The 26,423-nt window shown below is 69.1% G+C and carries 25 protein-coding genes; 5 read left to right on the forward strand and 20 right to left on the reverse strand.

Going from position 1 to position 26,423, the window contains the following annotated elements; genetic code table 11:
• Positions 1 to 14: 14 nt before the first annotated feature.
• The 3 genes from G6N28_RS01150 to rimP all read right to left on the reverse strand — a co-directional run bounded on the left by G6N28_RS01150 (position 15) and on the right by rimP (position 2,072).
• Positions 15 to 419, reverse strand: a complete 405-nt coding sequence (locus tag G6N28_RS01150; RefSeq protein ID WP_163896653.1) for a YlxR family protein — start codon at positions 417 to 419, stop codon at positions 15 to 17.
• A 73-nt stretch (positions 420 to 492) separates the two neighbouring features.
• Complete coding sequence (gene nusA, locus G6N28_RS01155) at positions 493 to 1,536, reverse strand: transcription termination factor NusA (protein ID WP_163896654.1); 1,044 nt, start codon at positions 1,534 to 1,536, stop codon at positions 493 to 495.
• Positions 1,533 to 2,072 (reverse strand): ribosome maturation factor RimP, encoded by a 540-nt coding sequence (rimP, locus tag G6N28_RS01160; protein ID WP_163896655.1) that lies wholly within the window; start codon positions 2,070 to 2,072, stop codon positions 1,533 to 1,535. The genes nusA and rimP overlap by 4 nt, the downstream gene beginning before the upstream one ends.
• A gap of 141 nt (positions 2,073 to 2,213) precedes the next feature.
• On the opposite strand from rimP, the gene G6N28_RS01165 reads away from it, so the two are divergent.
• Positions 2,214 to 2,720: a hypothetical protein gene (locus G6N28_RS01165; protein WP_163896656.1), complete on the forward strand. Its 507-nt coding sequence runs from the start codon at positions 2,214 to 2,216 to the stop codon at positions 2,718 to 2,720.
• Positions 2,717 to 3,193, forward strand: a complete 477-nt coding sequence (locus G6N28_RS01170; protein WP_163896657.1) for a ferritin-like domain-containing protein — start codon at positions 2,717 to 2,719, stop codon at positions 3,191 to 3,193. The genes G6N28_RS01165 and G6N28_RS01170 overlap by 4 nt, the downstream gene beginning before the upstream one ends.
• A gap of 65 nt (positions 3,194 to 3,258) precedes the next feature.
• Here G6N28_RS01170 and G6N28_RS01175 read toward each other — a convergent pair whose 3' ends face one another.
• The 9 genes from G6N28_RS01175 to G6N28_RS01215 form a co-directional block, all read right to left on the reverse strand.
• Positions 3,259 to 4,326: a sulfotransferase family protein gene (locus G6N28_RS01175; RefSeq protein ID WP_235674433.1), complete on the reverse strand. Its 1,068-nt coding sequence runs from the start codon at positions 4,324 to 4,326 to the stop codon at positions 3,259 to 3,261.
• Positions 4,327 to 4,499: 173 nt separating this feature from the next.
• The gene (locus G6N28_RS01180) at positions 4,500 to 6,239 is read right to left on the reverse strand and encodes a proline--tRNA ligase (protein ID WP_163896658.1); all 1,740 of its coding nucleotides are present in this window, start codon (positions 6,237 to 6,239) and stop codon (positions 4,500 to 4,502) included.
• A 27-nt stretch (positions 6,240 to 6,266) separates the two neighbouring features.
• On the reverse strand, positions 6,267 to 7,751 hold the full coding sequence (locus G6N28_RS01185) for an MFS transporter (RefSeq protein WP_163896659.1): 1,485 nt from the start codon (positions 7,749 to 7,751) through the stop codon (positions 6,267 to 6,269).
• 73 nt (positions 7,752 to 7,824) lie between these two features.
• Entirely contained in the window at positions 7,825 to 9,405 is a 1,581-nt protein-coding gene (locus G6N28_RS01190; protein WP_163896660.1) for an MFS transporter, read from the reverse strand.
• 33 nt (positions 9,406 to 9,438) lie between these two features.
• On the reverse strand, positions 9,439 to 10,650 hold the full coding sequence (gene cobA, locus G6N28_RS01195) for a uroporphyrinogen-III C-methyltransferase (RefSeq protein ID WP_163896661.1): 1,212 nt from the start codon (positions 10,648 to 10,650) through the stop codon (positions 9,439 to 9,441).
• A complete protein-coding gene (locus tag G6N28_RS01200; RefSeq protein WP_163896662.1) occupies positions 10,647 to 12,026 on the reverse strand; it encodes a cobyrinic acid a,c-diamide synthase CobB in 1,380 nt (459 codons plus the stop codon). The genes cobA and G6N28_RS01200 overlap by 4 nt, the downstream gene beginning before the upstream one ends.
• Positions 12,027 to 12,258: 232 nt before the next feature.
• On the reverse strand, positions 12,259 to 12,873 hold the full coding sequence (gene cobO / locus G6N28_RS01205; protein ID WP_163896663.1) for a cob(I)yrinic acid a,c-diamide adenosyltransferase: 615 nt from the start codon (positions 12,871 to 12,873) through the stop codon (positions 12,259 to 12,261).
• A gap of 21 nt (positions 12,874 to 12,894) precedes the next feature.
• Complete coding sequence (locus G6N28_RS01210) at positions 12,895 to 14,745, reverse strand: magnesium chelatase subunit D family protein (RefSeq protein WP_163896664.1); 1,851 nt, start codon at positions 14,743 to 14,745, stop codon at positions 12,895 to 12,897.
• Entirely contained in the window at positions 14,742 to 15,188 is a 447-nt protein-coding gene (locus G6N28_RS01215; protein WP_163896665.1) for a GNAT family N-acetyltransferase, read from the reverse strand. The genes G6N28_RS01210 and G6N28_RS01215 overlap by 4 nt, the downstream gene beginning before the upstream one ends.
• A gap of 132 nt (positions 15,189 to 15,320) precedes the next feature.
• Between G6N28_RS01215 and G6N28_RS01220 the strand changes: the two genes are divergently transcribed.
• Positions 15,321 to 16,337 (forward strand): alpha/beta hydrolase, encoded by a 1,017-nt coding sequence (locus tag G6N28_RS01220; protein WP_235674434.1) that lies wholly within the window; start codon positions 15,321 to 15,323, stop codon positions 16,335 to 16,337.
• A gap of 5 nt (positions 16,338 to 16,342) precedes the next feature.
• Positions 16,343 to 17,758: a mycothione reductase gene (gene mtr / locus G6N28_RS01225; protein WP_163896667.1), complete on the forward strand. Its 1,416-nt coding sequence runs from the start codon at positions 16,343 to 16,345 to the stop codon at positions 17,756 to 17,758.
• 83 nt (positions 17,759 to 17,841) lie between these two features.
• Here the strand turns inward: mtr and G6N28_RS01230 are convergent, their stop codons facing one another.
• From G6N28_RS01230 to G6N28_RS01240, 3 genes are read right to left on the reverse strand one after another with little or no spacing between them, the layout of a single operon-like run.
• Positions 17,842 to 18,573, reverse strand: a complete 732-nt coding sequence (locus tag G6N28_RS01230; RefSeq protein ID WP_163905690.1) for an energy-coupling factor ABC transporter ATP-binding protein — start codon at positions 18,571 to 18,573, stop codon at positions 17,842 to 17,844.
• Positions 18,570 to 19,343, reverse strand: coding sequence for a cobalt ECF transporter T component CbiQ (gene cbiQ / locus G6N28_RS01235; protein WP_163896668.1), 774 nt, complete (start codon positions 19,341 to 19,343; stop codon positions 18,570 to 18,572). Before cbiQ ends, G6N28_RS01230 begins: the two co-directional genes overlap by 4 nt.
• On the reverse strand, positions 19,344 to 19,496 hold the full coding sequence (locus tag G6N28_RS01240; protein WP_163896669.1) for a hypothetical protein: 153 nt from the start codon (positions 19,494 to 19,496) through the stop codon (positions 19,344 to 19,346). It abuts the gene before it with no gap.
• Positions 19,497 to 19,719: 223 nt separating this feature from the next.
• On the opposite strand from G6N28_RS01240, the gene G6N28_RS01245 reads away from it, so the two are divergent.
• A complete protein-coding gene (locus tag G6N28_RS01245; RefSeq protein WP_163896670.1) occupies positions 19,720 to 20,292 on the forward strand; it encodes a hypothetical protein in 573 nt (190 codons plus the stop codon).
• An 18-nt stretch (positions 20,293 to 20,310) separates the two neighbouring features.
• On the opposite strand, the gene G6N28_RS01250 is transcribed toward G6N28_RS01245, so the two are convergent.
• From G6N28_RS01250 to G6N28_RS01270, 5 genes are all read right to left on the reverse strand, one after another.
• Positions 20,311 to 20,682, reverse strand: coding sequence for a PDGLE domain-containing protein (locus G6N28_RS01250; RefSeq protein WP_163896671.1), 372 nt, complete (start codon positions 20,680 to 20,682; stop codon positions 20,311 to 20,313).
• Positions 20,679 to 21,356, reverse strand: coding sequence for an energy-coupling factor ABC transporter permease (locus G6N28_RS01255; RefSeq protein ID WP_163905692.1), 678 nt, complete (start codon positions 21,354 to 21,356; stop codon positions 20,679 to 20,681). Before G6N28_RS01255 ends, G6N28_RS01250 begins: the two co-directional genes overlap by 4 nt.
• A gap of 102 nt (positions 21,357 to 21,458) precedes the next feature.
• Complete coding sequence (locus tag G6N28_RS01260; RefSeq protein WP_163896672.1) at positions 21,459 to 22,292, reverse strand: class I SAM-dependent methyltransferase; 834 nt, start codon at positions 22,290 to 22,292, stop codon at positions 21,459 to 21,461.
• Between the two features lie 443 nt (positions 22,293 to 22,735).
• The gene (locus tag G6N28_RS01265; protein ID WP_163896673.1) at positions 22,736 to 22,942 is read right to left on the reverse strand and encodes a hypothetical protein; all 207 of its coding nucleotides are present in this window, start codon (positions 22,940 to 22,942) and stop codon (positions 22,736 to 22,738) included.
• A gap of 141 nt (positions 22,943 to 23,083) precedes the next feature.
• The gene (locus G6N28_RS01270) at positions 23,084 to 25,975 is read right to left on the reverse strand and encodes an AfsR/SARP family transcriptional regulator (RefSeq protein ID WP_163896674.1); all 2,892 of its coding nucleotides are present in this window, start codon (positions 25,973 to 25,975) and stop codon (positions 23,084 to 23,086) included.
• Between the last annotated feature and the right edge of the window lie 448 nt (positions 25,976 to 26,423).

Here is a 26,423-nt window from a genome sequence, read left to right on the forward strand (position 1 = left end):
GCTATGACACATGGTCATCGGGACTTCACGGTGTGCTCATGTTCTTCGCTACCTGTTCTGTTGCCGGGTGGATCGGCCGGTTCGGCGCTGCTGGCAGCGCTAACGTACTCGATCACCGCAGTTAGGTCCGGTGAACCGGTGATACGCAACGCTCGACCGAAAGCCCGCCGACGAATCGCCACCTCAAGACACTGCGGATCGGGATGCAACCACGCACCCCGCCCCGGCAGCCTTCTCGCTGAATCAACGGTCAGGGCGCTGACACCATTCCCAGGCCCGCTTCCGTTGTCGACAGCGACCACTCGAAGCAGTTCGACGGCCAGCTCTCGCTTTCGGCAGCCCACGCATGTCCGCACCGGGCCGACAATGGCGTCGGAGCTGCGTCGATGCGTCGAAGCCGAAGTCTCGCGCTGGATCACAGGTGAGTCTACCGTCCCGTCTGGTGCGATTCGCAACGGCTGTGCTGGTCGGCGTGTGGGCTAGCAGCCGACCCTAACGGTCGTGGACGGCGCCGCGCGCCGGGTCGGCGTCGGGTTCGGGCTTGTCGGCGACGGCGGCATCGCTGCGGATGTCGATCCGCCAGCCGGTCAGCCGTGCCGCCAATCGGGCGTTCTGGCCCTCCTTGCCGATGGCCAGCGACAGCTGGAAGTCGGGCACGACGACGCGCGCCGCGCGGGCCGCCTCATCGATGATGCTCACCGACACCACCTTGGCCGGGGAAAGCGCGTTGGCCACGAACTTCGCCGGGTCGGGGTCGTAGTCGATGATGTCGATCTTCTCCCCGGACAACTCGCTCATCACGTTGCGCACCCGCTGGCCCATCGGGCCGATGCAGGCGCCCTTGGCGTTGAGGCCGGGCACCCGCGAGGTCACCGCGATCTTCGAGCGGTGGCCGGCCTCCCGCGCGACCGCCACGATCTCCACCGACCCGTCGGCGATCTCGGGCACCTCCAGCGAGAACAGTTTGCGCACCAGGTTGGGGTGGGTGCGCGACAGCGTGATCAGGGGTTCGCGGGCGCCCCTGGTGACACCGACGACGTAGCACCGCAGCCGGTCGCCGTGCTCGTAGCGTTCCCCGGGCACCTGCTCGGCCACGGGGATGACGCCCTCGGAGCCCTTGGTTTCGCTGCCGATCCGGACGACGACGAGGCCGCGGGCGTTGGCCCGGGCGTCGCGCTGGATGACGCCGGCGACGATGTCGCCCTCGCGCGCCGAGAACTCGCCGTAGGTCTTCTCGTTCTCGGCGTCGCGGAACCGTTGCAGCATCACCTGCCGTGCGGTGGTCGCGGCGACCCGGCCGAACCCTTCCGGGGTGTCGTCCCACTCGGTGACGATGTTGCCGTCGGCGTCGCGTTCGGTGGCAATCACCTTGACCTCGCCGGTCTTGCGGTCGATCTCGATGCGGGCCTCGTCGGCGTGCCCCTCGGTGTGCCGGTAGGCGGTCAACAGCGCCGATTTGATCGTCTCGACGAGTTCACCCACCGGGATGCCCCGGTCCACCTCGATCGCATGCAGTGCCGCCATGTCGATGTTCACGCCCCGGCCTCCTTCCCAGATCGGCCGACCAGCTCCAGCTCTCGCGGATTTGGCGGTGAAAACTCCACCTGGACAACGGCTTTCGCGATAGATTCCAACGGAAGTTCGCGCACCGTGAAGTGGGCGTTGCGGCCCTCGCGAACCACCAATCGCACCGCGCCGCCGCCGGTTTCACCCAGCCGGCCGGTGAGCTGGGAGCCGTCGGACAACGTCAACTCCACCTTGCGACCGTGGGCGCGTCGATAGTGCTTCTCGGCGGTCAGCGGCCGGTCCACGCCCGGCGAGGTGACCTCGAGGACGTAGGGTGCCGCCGTGGCGTCCACACGGTCGAGCAGCTGTGACGCCGAGCGGGACAGCTCGGCCAGGGATTCCAGGTCGAGGCCGTCGTCGGCGTCGACCACCACCGTGACGCGCGGCGGACGCGCGCCCGCATTGATCACCACGTCCTCGATTTCATAGCCGGCACGCGCGAACTCGCCGTCGAGCAGCTCGATCACCTGTTTCTGCGACGGCAATTCCGCAGACCGCTCCGTCACGGCGAGCTCCTCATCTTGAGTTGTTCGGACATAGGCTCGGCGCACGCTTTACAAGACACTGAAACCGACTACCCACGATACGCCAGGCCGGCCGAGGGAAGCGCCAAACGCGCGGCCGCCCGCGGGGACGGCGATGGCAAGATGTTGCTCGTGCCGAGCCCACCGCCGACCGTCAGCAGGCGTCGTGTGTTGCTTGGGGCGGCCGCGCTGACGCTGCTCGGTGTGACCGCAGCCGGCTGCGGATCGCCACCGCCACCCGAAGTCGACGAGCTGCTCGCGCAGCTCAACCGTGCCCGCGCCGACAGCCAGCTGGCCACCGACGCCGCCGCGAACGCGCGCGGCGCCGTCGCGCAGGCGCTCACCGCCGTCGCCGCCGAACGGTCCGCACACGCCCAGGCGCTCACCGACGAGCTGGTCCGGCTACGCGGCGACGACGCCCCGACCGAGACGCCGACCAGCACCACGGCCGAGCCCACCCGGGCCCCCACCGCCAAGGACGTCGTCGGCGCGCTGCGGGTGTCGGCGCAGAGCGCCACCGAACTGGCCGCCACGTTGTCGGGTTACCGCGCCGGGCTGGTGGCGTCGATCGCGGCCGCCTGCACCGCGGCCTACACCGTCGCGCTCGCCTTTCCCGAGGGAACGCCATGACCGCGCCGCAGCCGAGCACCCCGTCGCGTCCGGCGGATCCCGCCGAGGGTGCGTTGTTCGACGCCGTGGCCACCGAGCACGCCACGATCTACGGCTACGGGGTGGTGTCCGCGCATTCGCTTCCCGAACGCAATTACCTGGTGTCCGAGGCGATCGCTGAGCACCGCGAACGCCGCGAGGCCGCGCTGGCCATGCTTGCCGAGCGGTCCGTCGACGCGCCGCTGCCCGCGGCCGGGTATCAGCTGCCGCTGGACGTCGACACCCCCGTGGACGCCGCGAAACTCGCGGTGCGGATGGAGGACGACGCCGCGACCGCCTGGCGTGCGGTCGTCGAACAGGCCACCGATCAGCAGGACCGGGCGTTCGCGGTGGCCGCGCTGACGCAGTGCGCGGTGATGGCCGCGCGGTGGCGCCGGGTGCTGGGCATCGACCCGGTCACCGTCGCGTTCCCCGGCGGCAACGAGGAATCCTGAGCCGGCGGTGCGGTTTCATCCGCGACGCGCCGGGACGGGCGTATAAGAGCGCACAACCGCGGCGCTCAGGCGCGGCTGGTCTCGAAGGGCACCTCGTAACGCGCGACGTAGTCCGCGGACCGCTCGCGAACCTCGCCCACCTGCAGTCCGTAGTCTTCGAGCCGATATCCGTGGCTGCCGAATCGGCCCCGGGGATGGGTGTCGACGTAGCCGCAGACGGCCAGGCGCGCCCGCGGCGACAACGTGCGACCGCACCCGGCGTAGATCGCCTCGACGGTGCCGACCGGATCGGCGACGAGGTCGGCATACCGCACGTCGATGATCCGGCGCGCGGGGTCGGCGCGGCGAAACGCCTCGATCCGCTCGATGGACACCTCGAGCATCCGGGTCCAGTGCTCGGCGATGTAGGAGGTGTGGTCGGCGTCGCTGAAAGTTCCTGTCAGCGTGGACAACAGGCTGCACGCCGACGCGCACAGCACCGCCGGGTCGCGGTGCAGCACCACCAGTTGGGCGTCGGGGTAGACGGCGGTCAGCGCGTCCAGCGCGATCGCGTGATGTGGGCTCTTCAGCGTCCAGTGGCCGCGCACGCCGCCGCTCTGCAGTACCTGCAGCACCGTGCGGTGGTATTCGTATGCCGAGCGGTGGTCGGCGCCCAGCAGCCAGCGGCTGTAGCTCGGCACGTTGGCGATGGCCTCCCAGGTCAGGCCCTTGAAGTCCTGTCCGAGCAGGGTCAGGCACTCGGTGGGGCCGGCGGCGTCCTCGTGGTGGACCACCTTGACCTTCGGGTTCAGCGATTCGAGCATGTCGATGGCCGCGGCCGCGGCGTCGACGCGCGCACCCGACCGGTACGTCCGGTGCGACGGCGGCGGGACGCTGTCGGCCGCCTCCCAGCGCTGCAGCGAGCGGTTGGTGCGATCCTGGTCGAGCAGCTCGCTGACGAATGTCGTACCCGCCCGGAACAGGCCGATGACCACTAGCGGCGCCCCGACCGGCTCGGCCGCGACTTCGGGGTGTTGCCGTACCCAATCCATCACCTTGAGCCGGTTGGCCAGGCCTCCGATCATGTTCTGCCGCAGGGCCATATCGCCGAGGTCGTTGAGTCGAGCTTCAGCGCCTGCCGCTTCGCACAGCACGGTGAGTCCCTCGCGGAAGTCGCCGGGCCCGAAGTCGTCGGACCCCGCGAGCTCGACGGCGTGATGTCTATCAGCGACGCGTTGAAGACCCCGTCGCTGGCGAATGCCCGCGCTGCGCTGTCGAGCAGCCGTTCCCTGGTCTTCGACGCGTCCGGCGGCACGGGCCCCGTCCGCTATCCGAGCGCCGCGGCGACATCTGCGGCCGCGTTCGCGACGGCGATCTCCCGCGTCTCGCCGGTGACCCGGTTGCGCAGCTCGACGACACCGTCGGCCCAGCCGCGCCCAACCACGACAATCCATGGCACACCGAGCAATTCGGCGTCCTTGAACTTCACCCCTGGCGAGGCGGTGCGGTCGTCGAGCAGGACCTCGACGCCGAGCCGGTCCAGGTCCGCGGCCAGCTTTTCCGCGCCGGCGCGGGCGGCGGCATCCTTGTTGGCGATCACCAGGTGGGCGTCGAACGGCGAGACCGAGGACGGCCAGGCCAGACCGAGCTCGTCGTGGTGCTGTTCGGCGATCACCGCGACCAGCCGCGACACCCCGATGCCGTAGGAGCCCATGGTCAGGCGCACCGGCTTGCCGTCCTCGCCGAGCACGTCCACCTCGAACGCGTCGGTGTATTTGCGGCCGAGCTGGAAGATGTGGCCGATCTCGATGCCGCGCGCCGACACCAGCGGTCCGGCCCCGTCCGGGGACGGATCGCCGTCGCGCACCTCGGCGGCTTCGATGGTGCCGTCGGGCACGAAGTCACGGCCCGCGACCAGGCCCACCACGTGCTTGCCGGGCTCGTCGGCCCCGGTGATCCACGACGTGCCGTCCACCACCCGCGGGTCGACGAGATAGCGAACACCGTTGGCCAGCAATGCTTTCGGACCGATGTAGCCCTTGGCCAGAAACGGATACCTGGCGAAATCGGCGTCGTCGAGCATCGCGTACTCGGCGGGTTCGAGCGCGGCGCCGAGGCGTTTGTCGTCGACCTCGCGGTCGCCGGGCACCCCCACCGCCAGCAGTTCCCACTCGCCGCCCGGTTGGCGCACCTTCAGCACGACGTTCTTCAGTGTGTCGGCCGCGGTGACCGTGCGGTCCAGCGCGGTGTTGGCCCACTCGACCAGCGTGGCGATGGTCGGGGTGCCGGGGGTGTCGTACACCTTGGGTTCGGGTTGCCCGTCGATGGGCAGCGCGGGCGGCGCCGCGGTGGTGACCGCCTCGACGTTGGCGGCGTACCCGGATTCCAGGCAACGGACGAACGTGTCCTCGCCGATGTCGCTTTCGGCGAGAAACTCCTCGGATGCGCTGCCGCCCATGGCACCTGACACCGCCGAGACGATGACGTACCGCACGCCGAGGCGGTCGAAGATGCGTTGGTAGGCGCTGCGGTGAGCCTGGTACTGAACGGCCAGCCCGTCATCGGAGGTGTCGAAGGAGTACGAGTCCTTCATCACGAACTCGCGCCCGCGCAGAATCCCGGCGCGGGGCCTGGCCTCGTCGCGGTACTTGGTCTGGATCTGGAACAGCAGCAGCGGAAAGTCCTTGTAGCTGCTGTATTCGCCCTTGACCGTCAGCGTGAACAGCTCCTCGTGGGTCGGCCCGAGCAGGTAGTCGTTGCCGCGGCGGTCCTGCAAGCGAAACAAGCTGTCGCCGTATTCGGTCCAGCGGTTCGTCGCCTCGTAGGGCGCCCTGGGAAGCAACGCGGGAAACAGGATCTCCTGGCCGCCGATCGCGGCCATCTCCTCGCGCACGATGTTCTCGATCTTGCGCAACACCCGCAGCCCCAGCGGAAGCCAGCTGTAAAGGCCCGGTCCGACCGGGCGGATGTAGCCGGCCCGGATCAGCAGCTTGTGGCTGGGAACCTCGGCGTCGGCCGGGTCGTCGCGCAGCGTGCGCAGGAACAGCTCGGACATGCGGGTGATCACAGCCGACAACCTTACTGACTGGCGCGGCTACAGTTCGCCGGCCTCCACCGCTTCGCGGGTGTGCTGGGCGGTGGCGATCTGGCGGGCGGTGAACCCGATCCCGAACGCCGCGATGCCGACCATCACCGCGACGCCGGCGACCCACAGCAGCGAGTACGTGTAGCCCTGCCCCAACGCGTCGAGTTGGGCGGGCGTCATGTCGTTGACCGGGCCGGTGGTGCCGCCCAGATACAGGGTGCGGGAGGTCTGCACGGCCTGGATGACGACGAGCACCAGCGGGCCGCCCAGGTTCTGCACCATGAGCGTGATCGAGGACACCGGGCCGATCTCGCCGGGGCCCACCCCGGCGATGGCGCACAGCGGCAGGATCACCGCGATCATCCCGATCCCGAAACCGCCGACGACGATGGGCGCGAACAGGTCCGGGAAGTAGGGGATGCTGCGGTCCAGCAGCGAGCCGTACAGCATCGCGCCCAGGACGAACACCCCGCCGCCGATGATCAGCCAGCGCGGTGCGATGCGCGGGGCGAGCTTGGCCGCCGTCGCGCTGCCCACGGCGAACGCCAGCGCGAACGGGATGAAGCAGATGCCCGCTTTCAGCGCCGAGTACCCGAGCACGTCCTGCACCAGCAGCCCGATCATCACCGTCAGGGTCAGCATCACGCCGCCGGCCAGAAACAGCGCGACGAACGTCATCACCCGGTTGCGGTTGTCGAACACCGAGAACGGCACGATGGGATGCTGCGCGGTGCGCTCCACGAGCAGGAACCCGAGGAAGAACACCGCCGACGCTGCCGCGGCGCCGAGCACCAGCGGGTCGATCCACCCGCGCGGTGGGCCCTGGGTGAAGACCAGCACCGCCGACGTGCAGCCGAGCGTGGCCAGCAGTGCGCCGGTGACGTCGAGTTTGAGGCGTTCGTGCTGGGTCTCGGCCGGCTGCGTGACCGCGACGGCGGCGATCACCACGCCGATCGGCACGTTGATGAGAAACGCCAGCCGCCACGAGATCACCGTCAGCGCGCCGCCGAGCACCAGGCCGGTGACCGAGCCGATGCCCTGCATGGCCGCCGAGATCGCCAGCGCCCGGTTGCGGGCCTGCCCGACCGCATACGTCGTCGCGATCAACGCGAGCCCGGTGGGCGCGGCGACCGCGGCCCCGGTGCCCTGCACCGCCCGCGCAACGATCAGCGTGGTGGGGTCGGTGGCCAGGCCGCACACCAGCGAGGCGATCGTGAACACCCCGACGCCGGACAGGAACGCCCGCTTGTGCCCGATGGCGTCGCCGATGCGCCCGCCGAGCAGCAACAACCCGCCGAACGCCAGCACGTAGGCGGTGATCACCCAGCTCTTGCTCACGTCGGTCAGGCCGAGGTCGGCCTGTATCCGCGGCAGCGCGACGATCACGATCGTGCCGTCGAGCGTCGACATCAGCTGCATGCCGGTGATCGCGAAGATCGCCGGGCCCAACACCTTCGACGCCAGCGGCGCGCGGTCCGTCGACCCGGCAGACATGGATAGCGAGCCTACCCACCGGCGATTTCGGCGTACCTGGTCACGCTAGGCGTGACGAACTACGCCCAAATCGCTACAGCTCGCCGTGATCGAGCGCGTCTTTGACCTCTTGGGCGTGGGCGACCTCGGCGGCCGTGTAGCGGATGAACAGCGCCGCGCAGCCGACGATCACCGCGACCGCGGCCACCCACAGCAGGCCGTAGGTGTAGCCCTGGTCGAGCGCGTGCAGTTGCGCGCTGTCCATGTCGTGCACCGGGCCGGTGGTGCCGCCCAGGTACAGGGTGCGTGAGGTGATCACGGCCTGGACGACCGCCAACACCAGTGGGCCGCCGAGGTTCTGCAGCATCAGCGCGATCGCCGACACCGGTCCGATCTGGTCGAAGCCGACACCGGCGATGGCCGACACGGTCAGCGGGACGACGATCATGCCGATGCCGAACCCACCGACGGTGATGGGGATCACCAGGTTCGGGAAGTACGGAATGTCACCGTGCAGCGTGGAGCCGTAGATCATCGCGCCGAGCACCAGCACACCGCCGGCGATCACCAGCACCCGCGGCGGGAACAGCGACACCAGGTGCGACGACACGCCCAACCCCATGCCGAGCGCGATGACGAACGGGATGAAGCCGATGCCCGCGCGCAGCGGCGTGTAGCCCATGATGTCCTGCACGTACAGCCCGATCAGCACGGTCAGCGTGAACATCACCCCGCCGGCCAAAAAGATCGCGGCGAACGTGGCGACCCGGTTGCGGTCCTTGAACAGCTCGAACGGCACGACGGGGTTCTCCGCGGTGCGTTCGACGTAGAGGAACGCCGCCAAGAAAGTCAGCGCGGCGATTCCCGAGCCCACCGTCACCGGCGACAGCCAGCCCTGCTCGGGGCCCATCGAGAAGCCGAACACCGCGGCCGTGCAGCCCAGCGTGGCCAGGATCGCGCCCGCGGCGTCGAGCTTGAGCCGCTCGCGCTGCGTCTCTCGGAGGGTGGTGCGGGCCAGATAGACCACCAGCATGCCGATCGGCACGTTCACCAAAAACGCCCAGCGCCAAGACACTTCGGTCAGCGCGCCGCCGACGACCAAACCCATCACCGAGCCGACGCCGGTCATGGCGGCGAACACGGCGGTGGCGGCGTTACGGGCCGGGCCCTTGGGGAACGTCGTCGCGATCAGCGCCAGGCCGGTCGGTGAGGCGATCGCGGCGCCGACGCCCTGCAACAACCTGGCGATCACCAGGGTGGTCTCGTCCCAGGCGATGCCGCACAGGATCGAGGCGATCGAGAACAGCGTGACGCCCACGATGAAGGTGCGCTTGCGCCCGATGGTGTCGCCGAGCCGGCCGCCCAGCAGCATCAGCCCGCCGAACGCCAACACATAGGCGGTGATGACCCAGCTGCGACCGGCGTCGGTCAGGCTGAGCTCGTCTTGGATCTTGGGGAGCGCGACGATCGCGATGGTGCTGTCCATGGTGGCCAGCAACTGCATCCCGCCGATGGCGATGACCGCGGCGAAAAAGCGTCGCGACGGTTGCCACGCTCGGGTCGTTCCAGTTCGCTCGGCAGCGGCCCGGCCCCCGCGTACGGGTTGCGACCGATTTGCCCCGCCCTCGGCGTCACGGCGCATGGCTGCGCGCGCTGCGTCATTGAGAGCCGTCATAACGGGTTACCTTACAGTAATCTTAGGAATCCTTTAACCGCCGAAAGCCGCCACCGCGCCGATCACGATGATCGCCGGCGGCCGAATTCCTTCCTCGCGGATCCGGGCCGGCGCGTCGGCCAGCGTCGCCCGCAACGTTCGCTGGGACGCGGTGGTGCCGTGCTGCACCACCAACACCGGAGTATCCGCAGGTCGACCGCCTGCCAGCAACGCCTTGCTGAACAACTCGATGCGTTCGACCGCCATCAGCAAAACGATCGTGCCGGACATCGCGGCCAGCGCATCCCAATTCACTAACGATTCGGGGTGCCCGGGCGCAACATGGCCGCTGACCACCACGAACTCGTGTGTGACGCCGCGATGTGTGACGGGAACGCCCGCCAGCGCGGGGACCGCTATGGCGCTCGTCACGCCGGGCACGACCGTGACGGGTATCCCCGCCTCGGCACAGGCCAGCACCTCTTCGTAGCCCCGCGCGAACACGAACGGATCGCCGCCCTTGAGCCGCACCACGAACTTGCCTGCCTTCGCCCTTTCGATGAGGACGTTGTTGATCGCGTCCTGGGCCATCGCGCGCCCGTAGGGGATCTTGGCGGCGTCGATCACCTCGACGTGCGGCGCCAGTTCGGCGAGCAGGTCCTGCGGCGCCAGCCGGTCGGCCACGACGACGTCGGCGTGCGAGAGCAGCCGCCGCCCGCGGACGGTGATCAGCTCGGGGTCGCCGGGTCCGCCGCCGACCAGCGCGATGCCGCCCTGCACGACGCCGGGCGTGTCGCCGGGGGCGATCAGCCCGCTCTGCATCGCCTCGTGGATGGCCGACCGGATGGCCGCCGAGCGCCGGTGCTCTCCGCCGGCCAGCACGCCGACCGAGAGGCCCTCGTACTCGAACGACGCCGGTGTCACCGCCGTGCCCTCCCTGGCCACGTCGGCGCGCACGCAGAAGATGCGGTGGCGTTCGGCCTCGGCGACGACGGCGGCGTTGACGGCGGCGTCGTTGGTGGCCGCGATGACGTACCACGCCCCGTCGAGGTCGTCTTCGCGGAATTCCCTGAGCTCCAGCGTGATTCCGGGTCGCTGTCGGCTCATGGCCTCGACGGCCGGGGTGGCGGCGGGGGTGATGACGTGCACGTCGGCCCCGCTGGCCACCAGCAGCGGCAGCCTGCGCTGCGCCACGGACCCGCCGCCGACGACGACGACTTTCTTGCCGGTCAGGCGCAGGCCGACGAGGTAGGCGATCTCGCTCACCGTGCGAGCCTAGAGGTTGCGGCCGCGGCGACGAAACGGGCGATCGCCCGCGGGTGCGCGGCCGGGTGGGTGTGCAGATAGCCGGCGTGCACACCGGCGTCGACGGCGCCGTCGCGCACGGCGGGCACATCGTTGCCCGCGAATATCCACGCCGGCGGGTAGCCGTCGGTGAACTGCACTGTCGTGCGGTGGAATTCGTGACCCATGACCCGCTCGCCGGTGCGGTGCAGCGACGAGTCGGTGACGACGACGCCCTGCCGGTAGCCCAAGGTGAGCCGGTCGGTGAAGCGCGCCGAACCGGACAGCGCCCCGCACATCGGGTATCCGTCGAGTTCGTCGACCAGATAGGTCAGGCCCGCGCACTCGGCGTGTACGGGTGCACCGGTCGCCGCGAGCGCCTTTATCTGCTGGCGCACAGGGTCGTTGGCAGACAGCTCGGTGCTGAACTGCTCGGGGAACCCGCCGGGGATCACCAGCGCGTCGGTGTCCGGCGGCAACGGATCGCTCAGCGGATCGAACTCGACCACCTCGGCTCCCGCGGCCGCCAGCAGTTCCCGGTGTTCGGCATACCCGAAGCTGAACGCCTTGCCGGAGGCGAACGCCACGGTGACGTCGGTTCCGCCGGTGTCGGCGGGCGCGGCCACCGCGGGATCCCAGGGCGGGTCGCCGACGCGGCTGGCGGCCACCTTCTCGAGACCGATGAGATCGACGTGGCGGCCCACCAGAGCGATCATCGCGTCGACCGCGGCCCGCGCCCGCTCGCCGTGCTCGACGGCCGTGATGAGCCCGAGATGCCTTGAGGGCACCGATAGTTCAGTGGTGCGCGGAATGGCGCCGAACACCGGGACACCCGCGTGCTCACACGCCTGACGCAGCACTTCCTCGTGCCGGGCCGATCCGACGCGGTTGAGGATCACCCCGGCGATGCGCACCGAGCGATCGAACGTCGAAAAGCCGTGCACCAGCGCGGCGATGCTGTGGCTTTGGCCGCGGGCGTCGACGACCAGGATCACCGGTGCGCCGAGCGTGCTCGCGACCTGGGCGGTGGAGCCCGCCGCGGTGCCCGACGGGTTGGCGTTGTCGATCCGCCCGTCGAACAGCCCCATGACGCCTTCGACGACCGCGATGTCGGCGCCCGCGCTGCCGTGCCGGTACAGCGGGCCGATCAGGTGCTCGCCGACCAGCACCGGGTCGAGGTTGCGCCCGGGCCGGCCGGCGGCCAGCGTGTGGTAACCGGGGTCGATGTAGTCGGGGCCTACCTTGAACGGCGCCACCGCGTGTCCGGCGCGGCGCAGCGCCCCCATCAAACCCGTTGCCACGGTGGTCTTCCCGCTGCCCGACGCCGGCGCGGCGATGACCACCGCGGGCGTGCTCACGGCTGCCCTCTCCCCTTTTCCGCGAGGGTGCGTGTCTGCGGGCGACACGCCGGGGAATGGGGCGAGTTCACGCACGCTCGCGGAGGCCCTGTCGTCCCTGTCGTCCCTGGCCTCGCCGGCCTCGCGGCGGTCGTCGCCGACCACCCCAGCGCCGCGAGCGTGCGCAAAGTTAGGCCAGACTGCGGCGTGTCGTCCGCAGACACGCACCCTCGCGAGGAAGGGGGCCCGGCCCTCACCACTCGATGCCCTTCTGGCCCTTACGACCCACGTCCATGGGGTGCTTGACCTTCGTCATCTCGGTCACCAGGTCGGCGGCGTCCAGCAGCAGCGCGGGCGCGTCACGGCCGGTGATGACCACGTGCTGCTTGCCCGGCCGCGCCGCCAGCGTGGCGACAACCTCCTCGACGTCGACCCAGCCCCACTTCAGCGGGTAGGTGAACTCGTCGAGCACATAGAAATCGTGGCGCTCCTCGGCGAGGCGACGCGCGATCTCGGCCCAGCCGTCCGCGGCCGCCGCGGCGTGGTCCTCGTCGCTGCCGTGTTTGCGTGTCCAGGACCAGCCCGAGCCCATCTTGTGCCACTGGACAGGACCGCCGACCCCCTGCTCGTCGTGGAGCCGGCCGAGCTGACGGAACGCCGCCTCCTCGCCCACCTTCCACTTGGCGCTCTTGACGAACTGGAAAACCGCGATGTCGAAGCCCTGGTTCCACGCCCGCAAGGCCATGCCGAATGCGGCGGTGGACTTTCCCTTACCCGCGCCGGTGTGCACCGCCAGCACCGGGGCGTTGCGACGGGCTCGGGTGGTCAGCCCGTCGTCGGGGACGGTGAGCGGTTGGCCCTGAGGCATGTTGGACTCTCCCCTATCGCGTCAGGCGGCGGTGCGGATCACGTCGGTGAGGTTGTCGGCGCGCAGCTGGGCCAGCCGTACCGTCGGCGCGCCGAGATGATCAGCCAGCTGCTCGGCCAAACCCAGGCGTACGTAGGAGGTTTCGCAGTCGATTACAACGGAAGCCGCGCCCTCGGCCACCAACCGCGCGGCCGCCTCGCGCGCCCGTCCCAGCGGGTCGGGGCCCCCGGTGGCGCGTCCGTCGGTGAGCACCACCACCAGGCTGCGTCGCGCGCGGTCGCGCGCCTTCTCCCGGACCACCACATCGCGGGCGGCCAACAAGCCTTGCGCCAGCGGTGTTTTCCCGCCGGTGTCGAAGCGAGCCAGCCGACGGCTGGCGATGTGCACCGACGACGTCGGCGGCAGCAACACCTGAGCGTCCTGTTGGCGGAACGTGATCACGGCGACCTTGTCTCGACGCTGATAGGCATCGCGCAGCAGCGACAGCGCGGCGCCGCCGACCGCGGCCATCCGGTCGCGCGCCGCCATCGACCCCGAGGCGTCGACGACGAAGATCACCAGGTTGCCCTCCCGGCCTTCGCGGATGGCACGACGCACGTCGTCGGCCTGGGGCCGTGGCCGCCCGGGGGTTCGTTGCCGTTCCGCGGCGGCCAGCAGCGTGCCGAACACGTGCACGCCGTGACCGGCTTCCTTGTCGGCCGTCGGTGCGATCGTCTTGCCGGTGCGGTTACGCGCCCGCGATCGCCGACCAGGTGTGCCCTCCCCCACCCCCGGCACCACCAGCGAGCGGGTCCGGTACACCGGCGACGGTGACGCGCTCGGCCGGCCGGCACTCAAGCCGGCGTTGCCCTGTGGCCCAGCGTCTTCCGACACCGCTTGACCACCACCGGACGGATCCGGATCCGGATCCGGGTCCGGGTCGGGGTCTGGTTCCGAGTCCTGTTCCGGCTCAGCGGATTGGCCTGCGTCCTCCAACGCTTGATCGAGTTGTTCGGGATCCAGCCCGGGGTCGTCGAACGGATCGCGACGACGACGGTGTGGCAGCGCCAATTCGGCGGCCACCCGAATGTCTTCTTCGGCAACGGTGTCCGCGCCGCGCCACGCAGCATGGGCCACCGCCGTCCGCGCGACGACGAGATCGGCCCGCATCCCGTCGACGTCGAATGCCGCGCACAGCGCCGCGATCCGGCGCAACTCGTGTTCGGGCAAGGCCACCGAGCCCACCGCCGCGCGGGCTGCCGCGATGCGCCGCGCCAACTCGGCGTCCTCGGCGGCGTAGGCCTCGGCGAACCCGGCGGGATCGGCCTCGTAGGCCATCCGCTGCCGGATGACGTCGACACGCACGTCGACGTCGCGGGAGGCGCGCACGTCGACGGTGAGGCCGAACCGGTCCAACAGCTGCGGACGCAGTTCGCCCTCTTCGGGATTCATGGTGCCGATGAGCACGAAGCGGGCGTCGTGGCTGTGCGAGACGCCGTCGCGTTCGATGTGCACCCGGCCCATCGCGGCCGCGTCGAGCAGCACGTCGACCAGGTGATCGTGCAGCAGGTTGACCTCGTCGACGTACAGCACACCGCCGTGGGCGCGGGCCAGCAGGCCCGGCGAGAACGCGTGCTCGCCGTCGCGCAACACCTTCTGCAGATCAAGAGAACCGACCACTCGGTCTTCGGTGGCGCCGATCGGCAACTCGACCAGCGACGCCCCCTCGTCGACGGCGGCCAGGACCGCGGCCAGCCCGCGCACGGCGGTCGACTTCGCGGTGCCCTTCTCGCCGCGGATCAGCACCCCGCCGATGTCCGGGCGAATCGCGCACAACACCAAGGCCAGCCGTAGTTGGTCGTGGCCGACGATCGCGCTGAACGGATAAGTCATGACTTCACCATCGGTACATGCGGTATGCCGTCATCGAGAAACTCGTCGCCGTCACGGACGAACCCGTGTTGGGCATACATCTCCTCGAGATAGGTCTGTGCGTCGACACGGCACGGGTAGTCGCCGACTTCGGCCAGCGCGGCCTGCAGCAGCCGGGTGGCGTGCCCCTGGCCGCGCGCTTCGCGTTTGGTGCAGACTCGGCCGACCCGAAATCCTTTCTGCCCGCCCGGATGTTCCTCCATCAGCCGCAGCGTGCAGATGACCTCGTCGTCGACGCCCTCCAACCAGAAGTGCCGGGTTTCGGCGAGCAGGTCACGACCGTCGAGTTCCGGATAGGGAGTGGCCTGCTCCACGACGAACACCTCGACCCGCAGCTTGAGCAGCTCGTAGAGCGTCGCGGCGTCGAGATCCTTGGCCCAACTGCGACGCAGCGCGACGGTCATTGCGCGGCCACCGCTGTCGGTACGTGGTCAGGCACTGGTCGTAGTCCTCCGTGGTCGGCACAGTCCTCTCAGGTTAGCCCGCCGCGTTTGCGGGAAACCGCCGACCGTATGTCGCCGACTAAGGTTGCAACCGTGCCCGAATGGCAGGCCGATGTGCTGCCTGGTTACCTGCAGTATTCGATGAGGCTCGGCGCCGACCCGGACGGGGAAGGCGAGCTCGTCGCCACCCTCGTGCGCAGCGAAGCCGCCGACCCGTCGACGACGCGCGCCGTGCTGGTGGTGCACGGCTACACCGACTACTTCTTCAACACCGAACTCGCCGAGCATTTCGCCGCGCGCGGCTTCGCGTTCTACGCGCTGGATCTGCACAAATGCGGCCGGTCCTGGCGGGAAGGGCAGACCCCGCACTTCACCACCGATTTGACCCGCTACGACACCGAACTCGAACGTGCGCTCGAGATCATGAACGCCGAGCTGGACCGGTCGCGCGTGCTCGTCTACGGCCATTCCGCGGGCGGGCTGATCGTGTCGCTGTGGCTGGACCGGTTGCGCCGGCGGGGCTTGACCGCGCAGAACCGGGTGGCCGGGCTGATCCTCAACAGCCCGTGGCTGGATCTGCAGGGCCCGGCGATTCTGCGGGCGGCGCCGACGACGGCGGCCATCAGGGTGGCGTCGCGGTGGCGCAAGCGCATGGTGGTGCGCCGTCCCACCGAGGGCGGCTACGGCACCACCCTGCATCGCGACTACTACGGCGAGTTCGACTACGACCTGAAATGGAAACCGGTCGGCGGCTTTCCGGTGATGCTGGGCTGGATCCACGCCATCCGGCGCGGACAGGCTCGGCTGCAGCGCGGGCTCGACGTCGGCGTGCCGAACCTCATCCTGCGTTCGGACCGCAGCGTGACCGAGGCCGCCGATCAGGTCGAGAACATTCAACGCGGCGACGCCGTGCTTGATGTGGGCCAGATCGCCCGGTGGGCCGGCTGTATCGGCAACCGAAGCACGATCGTGCCGATCACCGACGCCAAGCATGACGTGTTCCTGTCGGTGCCAGTGGCGCGCCGGCAGGCCTACCACGAACTCGACCGCTGGCTCGACTGGTACATCGACGCAACCGCCGACCCCGCCAGCCAATCCGAACGAGGATGAACACCATGGCCAACTTCGACATCGCGATCATCGGCACCGGTTCGGGCAACTCGATCCTCGACGAACGCTATACCGACAAGAGGGTGGCGATCTGTGAGAAGGCGGTGTTCGGCGGCACCTGCCTCAACGTTGGCTGCATTCCGACGAAGATGTTCGTGTACGCCGCCGATGTGGCCCAAAACGCCAGGGAATCATCGCGTTACGGAGTCGATGCCCGCATCGACGGGGTGCGGTGGCCCGATATCGTCTCGCGCGTCTTCGGGCGCATCGACCCGATCGCCGTCAGCGGCGAGAACTACCGCCGCGCGTCTCCCAACGTCGAGGTGTTCGCCAGCCACACCCGGTTCGGGCCGCCCCGGCCCGACGGTCGCCACACGCTGCGTACCGACGACGGCGACGAGTTCACCGCCGATCAGGTCGTGATCGCGGCGGGGTCGCGGGCGGTGGTCCCCGACGCCATCGCCGAGTGCGGGGTGCCGTACCACACCAGCGACACCATCATGCGAATCCAAGACGTCCCAGAGCATCTGATCATCGTCGGCGGCGGCTTCGTCGCCTGCGAGTTCGCGCACATCTTCTCCGCGCTGGGCAGCCACGTCACCCTGATGTTGCGCGGCAGCACGCTGCTCAGCGGCCACGACGACGACATCACCATGCGCTTCACCGATCTGGCCGCCAAGAAGTGGGCGATCCGCGACCACCATGAGGTCGTCGACGCGCGGCAGATCGGAGAAGGCATCGAGATCACCTGCCAGGACGGCACCAGAGTGCGGGGCGACGCGCTGCTGGTGGCGACCGGACGGGTACCCAACGGTGACCTGCTCGACGCCGAACAAGCCGGGGTCAAGGTGACCGGCGATGGTCGCGTCGTCGTCGACGAGTACCAGAGGACCACGGCACGTGGTGTTTTCGCGCTCGGTGACGTGTCGTCGCAGTATCAACTCAAGCACGTCGCCAATCACGAAGCCCGGGTGGTGCGGCACAACCTGCTGCAGGACTGGGACGACACCGACGCGCTGATGCCGTCCGACCACCGCTACGTGCCGTGGGCGGTGTTCACCGACCCGCAGATCGCCAGCGTGGGGCTCACCGAGAACCAGGCGCGGGCACAGGGTTTCGACGTTCGGGTCAAGGTTCAAGACTACGCTGACGTCGCCTACGGGTGGGCGATGGAAGACACCACCGGCATCGCCAAGGTGATCGTCGACGGTGACACCGGCCTCATCCTGGGCGCGCACATCATGGGTCATCAGGCGTCGTCGCTGATCCAGCCACTGATCCAGGCGATGAGTTTCGGCCTGCCCGCCCAGGACATGGCGCGCGGGCAGTACTGGATCCATCCCGCGCTGCCCGAAGTCGTCGAGAACGCGTTGCTGGCGTTGTGCGGTGAGCCGTCGTGGCCGCCGTCGAAGCGGCACTAGCGTTATTTCCCGCGAGCAGACGCATACACCCCCAAATCGCGGCACTTTTGGGGGTGTATGCGTCTGCTCGCGGGTAAGGGCGGCTAGGTGGTGACCGAGAAACCCCACGGTAACTCGAGGCGGTGCACGGCGAGCAGCTCTGCGTCCGAGAGGATCTCGGTGACAGGCCCGTCGGCGACGACGACACCGCGATCCATCACGACCGCGCGCTGGCACAGCTGCGCGGCGTAGGGCAGGTCGTGGGTGACAATCAGCATGGTGGCGTCGAGCCCGGCCAGCGTCTCGGCCAGCTCCCGGCGCGCGACGGGATCGAGGTTGGCCGACGGCTCGTCGAGGACCAGGATGTCGGGCTCGCAGGCCAGCACGGTTGCGAGCGCGGCGCGCCTGCGCTGCCCGGCGGACAGATGCGTTGGGGTGCGTTCGGCGTGCTCGGTCAGCGACACGGCCTGCAGCGCCCGGCTGACCCGGGCGGCCAGCGCGTCGCCGTGCAAGCCGAAGTTGGCCGGCCCGAACGCGACGTCCTGGGCGACGGTCGGCATGAACAGCTGGTCGTCCGGGTCTTGGAACACCAGCCCGACCCGGCGACGTAGCTCTTGAACAGTCTTGCGGTGCAACGGAATGCCGCAGATCTCGACCGTACCGGAGGTGGCGGTGAGCACGCCGTTGAGGTGCAGCATCAACGTGGTCTTGCCTGCGCCGTTGGGCCCGAGCACCGCGATCCGCTCACCGGGCGCGACGGTCAGGTCGACGCCGTCGAGCGCCACCTGCCCGTCCGGATAGACGTAACGCAACGCTTCGATGCGGATCGCCGTCATCGCATCATCCACGCCAGCACCGCCACCGTGACGGCGGCATACGCCGGGATCAGCGCGACCGCCCACTGCGCGGCGGCGGCCCGCGGCGGCGCGCCGATGACCGCCAGATCCGGTGCATTGCCGTCGAATCCCCGGGACAGCATCGCGACGTAGACCCGCTCGCCGCGCTCGTACGAGCGGAGGAACAACGCGCCGATCCCCTTCGCGATGGCACCGGCCTGATGCAGCGCCCGCGGTGAATCACCCCGTGAGATCCGGGCCATCCGCATCCGGCTGGCCTCTGCCGCCAGCAGATCGACGTAGCGCAGCATCAACACCAGCACCGAGGTCGCCACCGCCGGCACCCCCAACCGGCTCAAGGCCGCAGGCAACTCGGTTGTCGACGTGGTGGCGGCGACGGTCAGCGCCGCCGCCACACCGAGTGTGCCCTTGATGACGATGCCCCACGCGGCCCACAGCCCGCTCACCGAAAGCTGCAGCCCGGCGACCTCGACGCGGGCCCCGCCCTCGGCGAACGGCAGCAACACCGCGAGCACCACAAACGGCGCCTCGATCAGCATCCGCGGCAACACCCACCGCAGCGGTATCTGCGCGAACTGCCAGACCACCACGATGATCGCCGCGTAGACGGCGTACGGCCAGAACATCTCTCGCGGGGTGGCGACAATGGCCAGCACGAACACCAGCAGACAGACGATCTTCACCTCGGCCGGCGCCCGGTGCACCGCCGAGTCGCCGTGGCGGTAGAGGGGGTGCGCGCCGGCGCCCATCTACCGCCGACTTCGCTGCCGGCTGCGGCCGCCCTTGCGGCTTGCCCCGGTGTCGTCGACCTGCCGGTGGTCGCCGATCACCCGCAACGACGATCCTGCCACCGCCGACGTGAGCGCATCGCTCATGTGCGCGGCGACCAAGATGACGGCCATGACCCGAGCCTAGGACGCGGGCGATTACCTGTCTAGCTGAACAGATCTTCAGGCGTAGGGTGATCGTCCCGCGCTGCACCCCAGCTTCTCGTTCCAGCCGGGCACGCCGAACACCAGCTCATTTCACGAACGAACAAGCCTCGCCGAACCGCTGTCGAGCATTGTTGGACCGTTCCATCGGGGGCGTACGTCGGCCCCACCAGAGCGAAAAGGAGAAGTTGAGATGACCGCACTGAAGGACATCGGATCGGTGCTGGGCGGGGCGGCCGTGATCGCGGCCACCGTCGGGCTGACGGCCGGGCTTGCGCCGGCCTCCGCGGCTCCGCAGCAGAGCCCTGGGGTCACCCTGACGTTGCGCGGCGCCGACCCGGCCGTCCAGGGAAACCTGCTCTTCTGGATTCAGGGCGTTTTCCCGATGAGCGAGGGCTCGGCCCGCGACAGAATCGACAACCTCGGATCCAGCGGCGGCATGGATTACATCGTGTTCGCCGACGACCCTGGCGAGCCCGATTCGCGCATCGGCCCACCCCACGGATTCATCGGCGCTCCCGGGCCGCCCGGTGGCTACCTGTACGCGGGACAAGCCGGTATTCACTTCGGCCGCCATCTCAGCATCCCCGAGCACCTTCTCAACGAGGACAAGTGCTTCGACGACGGAAGTGTCGGCTGCACTACCGGCCGGCGCATTGACGAAATCTACGTATCCGCGCGGTTCGTCCAATCGGGCACCGGCTCCCTGCTGGCGTACACGAACCCGGTCTCGGCCCAGTTCGACGAAATCTCGGGCGGGATGTGACCTTCGGCGGACGTGCGCCTACCCGGCCGACCGACCGGCACCCGCCGACCGCGGACTTCGTCGCCGGCGGTGGGCGATCGACCAGAACAACAAACCCGCCACCGCCACGGTCACGAGGACCCCGATCACCCCGGCGATCCCGCCGGTGCCCCCGACCCCGCCGATCGCATAGTCCGCGAGCGGCGACCCCGAAAGGGCATGCTCGTCGGCATGCTGGGCGATGCAGTGCCCCGTGAGCTGTTCACCGTCGGCCGTCTCGGCCACCTCGCAGCCGCGCAGGGTTGTGGCGTCCAGCCCGTCGGGGCTGGAGCTGGCGAAGTAGGAGACAACGCCGGCGATCAGCAGGGTGACGGCGGCGAATGCCACCCAGAACCGCCACCGCGAGCTCATGCCGGCACCTCCGCGCGCGTCCGGCGCAGCAGGTAGACCAGGTCGGGACGCGCACGGGCGACGGCCACCACGGTCACCGCGGTGATCAGGCCCTCACCGACCCCGATCAGCACATGCGTGCCGAACATGTAGCCGGCCACGGCACCGAGGGAGGTCGTCGCCGCGCCGCCGATTGCATACTCGAGCACGAAACCCATTGCCGCACAGACGGTACCGACCAGCGCGGCGATAAACGCGACGACGCCGAGCCCGGCCGTGGGCACCTCCGCGCGCCTGCGGGCAAGGGTGAACAGTCCCACCGCCGTCGCGTACCCCGCCGCGACGCCGATGACCGCCATGTTGACGATGTTGGTGCCCAGCGCGGTCACACCGCCGTCGGCGAACAACAGCGACTGCACCACCAACACGATCGCGATGCACAGCGCCCCGGTGTTGGGGCCGACCAGGATGGCGGCCAGTGCACCGCCCAGCAGGTGGCCGCTGACCCCGGGCAGGATCGGGAAGTTGATCATCTGCACCGCGAAGATGAACGCGGCGACGAGGCCGGCCAGCGGGACCGTGCGCTCGTCGAGTTCGTTGCGTGCCTTCACCGCGCTGAGACCGACGGCCGCGACCGCGATGACCCCGAAGATGAGTGAGGTCGGGGCGTCGACGATGCCGTCGCTCATGTGCATGGCGACGTTGTGGACAGTCACCCGTCTGAGCGTAGAACCGCCGCCTATATATGTCTAGCTGAACAGGTGTTCACGTAAGCGCGCCCAGGGCGGCTTAGCCGTCTACCGCTTGCGCGCGGTGACCAACAGGTACTCGGCGTCCCAGTGCGCCCGGCCGGGTTCGCCGCGATCCCACTGCGTGAGGAAGTCGAGCAGGTCGCGGTCCAGTGCGGCGAGCCGGTCTCCGTCGTCGGCGTTGAACATGTACGCGGCGATGGTCGGCCCGTAGTTGCGCTTCCAATAGGCACGGAATTCCTGCGGGGTCGCGCAGTGGTCGAACGCGACCACCTGGCGCCGCATCGTCAGGTCGATGACCCGCGCGCCGAGCAGCGTGCGCACATGCTCTTCGTTGCCCCACAACGGCGGCGGGTCTGCACCCGGCGGAGGCGGTGGCGCATACGGTTTCATCGTCTCGAACAACTTTCCGATGAATCCCTCGGGCGTCCAATTGATCAACGCGATCGTTCCGCCCGGACGCACCACACGGACGAGTTCATCGGCGGCAGTTTGGTGGTGCGGGGCGAACATCACCCCGACGCACGACATCACCACATCGAAACTGTCGTCGGCGAACGGCATCGCTTCCGCGTCGGCCTCGACCCATTCCAGGTCCACACCGCATCGGGCGGCGATGCGGCGGCCGGCGCCGAAGAGCTCGGGCGTCAGATCGCTGGCGGTGACCGCCGCGCCCGCTGCTGCGGCCGGTATGGCGGCATTACCCGACCCGGCAGCGACGTCGAGAACCCTGCTGCCCCGGGTGATCCCGGCGACGCGGACCAGCTCCGCACCGAGCGCGGGAATGAGCTCGGCAGCCACGGCGGGATAGTCACCGGACGCCCACAGGGCGCGGTGCTTGGCCTTGAGAGCGCGGTCGGCTTCGACGTCGGCAGTGGTCATCTCCATCTCCTTCAGGCTCGCTGAGCGACGGCTTCAGGATGCGGCCACGGTGTTCGACAGTCCTTGTACCGTCGTGAAATCGGCTGTTCACCGGTCCGGGGCGGGCACAACAACTCCGACGGCTACCTCAAGGCCACCGCCCAGGGCCTCGACTCCGACTGCAAGGTGAGGCTTCTGCCTCGCAGGTCGTCACCCGATCCCCCACCCTGGGCTGAACCGGATCGTGTTGGTGGTGGTGGGCGGCGCCGGGGTGACCGGAACGCCCTGGGGCACAGGGCCGGCCCCGACCGGCGAATCTTGCGCTGCCGTACCGGTACGGGACGCCTCGACCCCCGGGTCTTGCGGTGCGGGACCGGTCATCGGCGGCGCGGTGCATCCGAGCTGCGACCCCGTCTGGTTCCACTGGCCGCCGGTCGAATGGCAGCAGAACTTGATCTCGTCCCTCAGTCGTTCGTAATCGCCGCTTTTATGGCCCTGTTCTCCGCTGACTTCATGCAGGAGTCGTACGCGCCGACATCCCACTCGTTGTCTTCGGCCGGTGACACAGCGGGCTGTGCCAGGGCACCGAGGGCCAGGGCGATCGCCGCCGAGCCCAGCACGGCGGCCGGCAGGCGGGTGCGCCCGGCGACGAGTGACGGGTTCGTGTTCATTTCTTGTCCTTCGTTGGCCGCACGCGCCGGCTTGTTCCGGCGAGCAGACGTTGACACGATCAACGGTGCGGCTGGCAGGTTCGGCAGATGTTGTGCCGGCGTTGAATCGCGAGCTCGAGGGCGTGGCGCGGGAACTGGGTGTCAGAGATACCGCTGCAGGCGGGAGCGGGCGAAATCCACCGCTTCCGCCCCGGTCATGCCCGTGCCGTCGGCCGGCGCACCGATACGCGCGAGCACCGCAGGCTCGAGCGGTGGCTGCTGCCCGGCCTCGACGATGGTGCGGTGCAACGCGATGGCGTCCGCGTCGGCGCCGTGTGCCGCGAAGAACCGGGCGATGTATCGCAGCGTAAGCCAGTGCAGCGCACCTGTTCCCGGTCCGCCGTGACCCCAGTGCTCGAGTACTTCGATGAACAATTGCGCGGCGGTGGCGGGGTCGCCGTGAGTGGCACGCACGGCAGCGCCCTCTGTCGACGCGATGCCGATCAACCAGTTGTTCTGCACCGTCCCGGCCAGTTCGACGGCTTCGTCGAACAGGTCCAGCGCACGTTCGGGCTCCGAGCACTTGAGCACGCGGCCCAACGCACAGCGTGCCATCGCCCGTGCCGTCGGATTGTCCGTCGTGTCGGCCAGCGTCATCGCCTCTTGGGCGGCAGAAATGCCGGTGCCGGGGGTGTGCTGCGCGTCGTGGCAGATCGTGATGTTGTAGAGAATCCACAGTAGCCGAAACGGATTGGCGTCTCTTCGCGCATGTTCTGCCTCGGCCACGTAATGCCGGAGGGCCCCTTCGGCATCGCCCTCGTACAGTGCCACGTCGGCGAGCGTGTCCTCCGGATAGCCGAGGTATGACGCGCCCGGGTTGGGCGCGCGCCCTCGCGCCGGTTCCGCCAGCGAGCGGGCCCGGGCGAACTCTCCGAGCACCCATCTTCCGCGCGCGGCCACCCCCACCGCAGTGACATATAGCGGATGTTCTGGGTCGGCGACCTCCACCGCGCGTTCGGCCCACCCGATCGAGTGGTAGCCGATGCGCAGGTGCAGCAGTTCGGGCATCGCCGTGACCAGACGCAGCGCGAGGTCGACGTCGCCGACGGCAATCGAGCGTTCGAACGCCGCGCGCAGATTGTCATAGTCGGGCGCGGTGAATGTGTTTCGGGCATTCGGGGTGAATCGCTCGACCCAGCACCGTTCCTCCGCGGTATGAACACCGGCCGCCCCGCGCTCGAGGAGTTCGGTGAAATATGTGGCGTGCCGTACCGCACAGTCTTCCCGAACACCTTTGTCCTGCAGTCGTTCCCGGCCATAGGCGCGCAGTGTTTCCAAGAGGTCGTATCGCGTCGTGGCGGTCCCGCCGCGCACCACCACCATGGACTTGTCCACCAGCCCGGCGAGCAGGTCGAGTGTGTCGTCCTCGTTGCCGTCGTCGGCGCAGACACCATGCGCCGCTGCCAGGTCGAAACCACCGGCGAACACCGACAACCGCTCAAACAGCGACTGCTCCGCGACGCTGAGCAACCGGTAGGACCAGTCGATGGTGGCGGTGACGCTCTGGTGTCGCGGATGGGTGCCGCGTGCGCCGCCGCTCAACAGCCGCAGCCGGTCCAACCGGCGCGCGATGTCCAGACTGCTCATCGCGCGCATCCGGGCCGCAGCCAACTCGATGGCGAGAGGCAACCCGTCGAGCCGGCGGCAGATCTCGGCCACCGCCCCGACCGGCTCGTGATCGAGGGCGAAGTCGCCGCGACTCGCCTTGGCGCGGTCGGCGAACAGCGCGGTGGCGTCTTCTTCCGGTAGGGGCTCCACCGGAAGTACTCGCTCGCCCTCGACGCCGAGCGCCGCCCTGCTGGTAGTGAGCACCGAAACCCGCGGGCAGCGGCGGGTGATCCGATCGATCAGAGCCGCCGCGTCGTCCAGCACGTGCTCACAGTTGTCCACCACCAGCAGCAGTTCGCGCGTGCGCAGGTGGTCGATCACCGTCTCGACGAAGTCGAGGCCCTCGCGTGGCTGCAGCCGTAGGGCCGCCGCGACGGCCTGGCTCACCGACCCACCGGCGTCGAGCGGCGCCAGCTCGCAGATCCAGACCCCGTCGGCGAAGTGTTCCCGGATACGATCGGCCGTCTCGACGGCAAGTCGTGTCTTGCCCACACCCCCTGCACCGGTAAGCGTCACCAACGGGCAGTCGTTCACGGCTACGGAGATGCGGGTGACGTCGGGCTGCCGTCCGATGAATGTGCTGGCGCGGCGTGGCAGTCCGGGGCGGTTTTGCACGCTCGACAGCTGGGGTTTCGGGACCGCAGCGGGCACATGCGGGTCACCGTCGAGGATCTGTTGGTGCACCGCCCGCAGCGCCGGGCCGGGATCCACACCGAGTTCGTCGACCAGGCGTTGCCGCATTGTGCGATAGGTGTCCAGCGCGTCGGCCTGGCGCCCGCCACGGTACTGCGCCAGCATCAGTTGCCCGGCCAACCGCTCGTCGAGTGGGTTCTCGTCGAGCGCCTCGGATGCCGACGCGAGCACGTCGGCATGCCTGCCGGCGGCCAAGGCGGCGTCGTTGCGATCCAAGAGCGCCGAGAACCGCTCGCGCTCGAGAACGTTTCGCAGGCCATTCGCCCACGGGGTCTCGATGACGGCGAACGGCTCGCCACGCCAGAGCGCCAATGCCCGTTCGAGCATTCTCGCGGTGTCTTCGACATCCGTCGCCGACCGGGCCGCCGAGACCAAGTGCCGGAACCGGTGCAGGTCGATCGCCAACGGTTCTGCGGACAGTGTGTAACCACTCGGGCCGCGCACGACCTGTACGTCGTCGGTAACCCCGAGAAGCTGCCGCACCCGCGAGATGTAGGCGGCCAACGTGTTCCGCGCCCGGTGCGGCGGCTCGTCGGCCCATACTCGGTCGATCAGCTGGTGCGTCGAGACGGGTCGGTTGACGTCGACGAGCAGGCTGACCAGTACGCAGCGCTGGCGCGCGTGACCGATGTCGAGGCGTCGCCCGTCCACGTACGCCTCGATCTCGCCGAGAATCCGGAACTCCACCGTCATCGCAGTACAGCGTCCATCAGATGGCAGTGGCGCGGGGGCGATTCTGCGGTGTGACCGGGTTCGCGGCGGCGCCAGGCTAGCCGTCACGGCCAGACGAGAACGACTCGTCCGGTTCGCGTGCCGCGTCCATGCGAATCAGTCATCTCGATCTCTCCACCTCTCAGCGTTGCGCGCCGGACGGTCATCGAATGGCTCCAGAGTCGTTCGCGCCGGTTCCGCGGAACTGAAAGCAGAATGAAATCCGCTGGTCAGACTGTTATAACAGGGCCGACGTCCACGTTCCCACCGCTCGACGGCGACCTGCGAGAGTGCGTGACCGGCGCATTTCACGAACCGCACACGATCCCGGAATCGATGCCCCGCACTGTCGCATCGCGCGCCGACGCCGGTCGGCGTGGGAGGACTTCTGATGCTCGTTGCGCTGATCGGTCTCGCCTGCTGGCTGCTG

It is taken from the genome of Mycolicibacterium pulveris (assembly GCF_010725725.1).
GTDB classification, from domain to species: domain Bacteria; phylum Actinomycetota; class Actinomycetes; order Mycobacteriales; family Mycobacteriaceae; genus Mycobacterium; species Mycobacterium pulveris.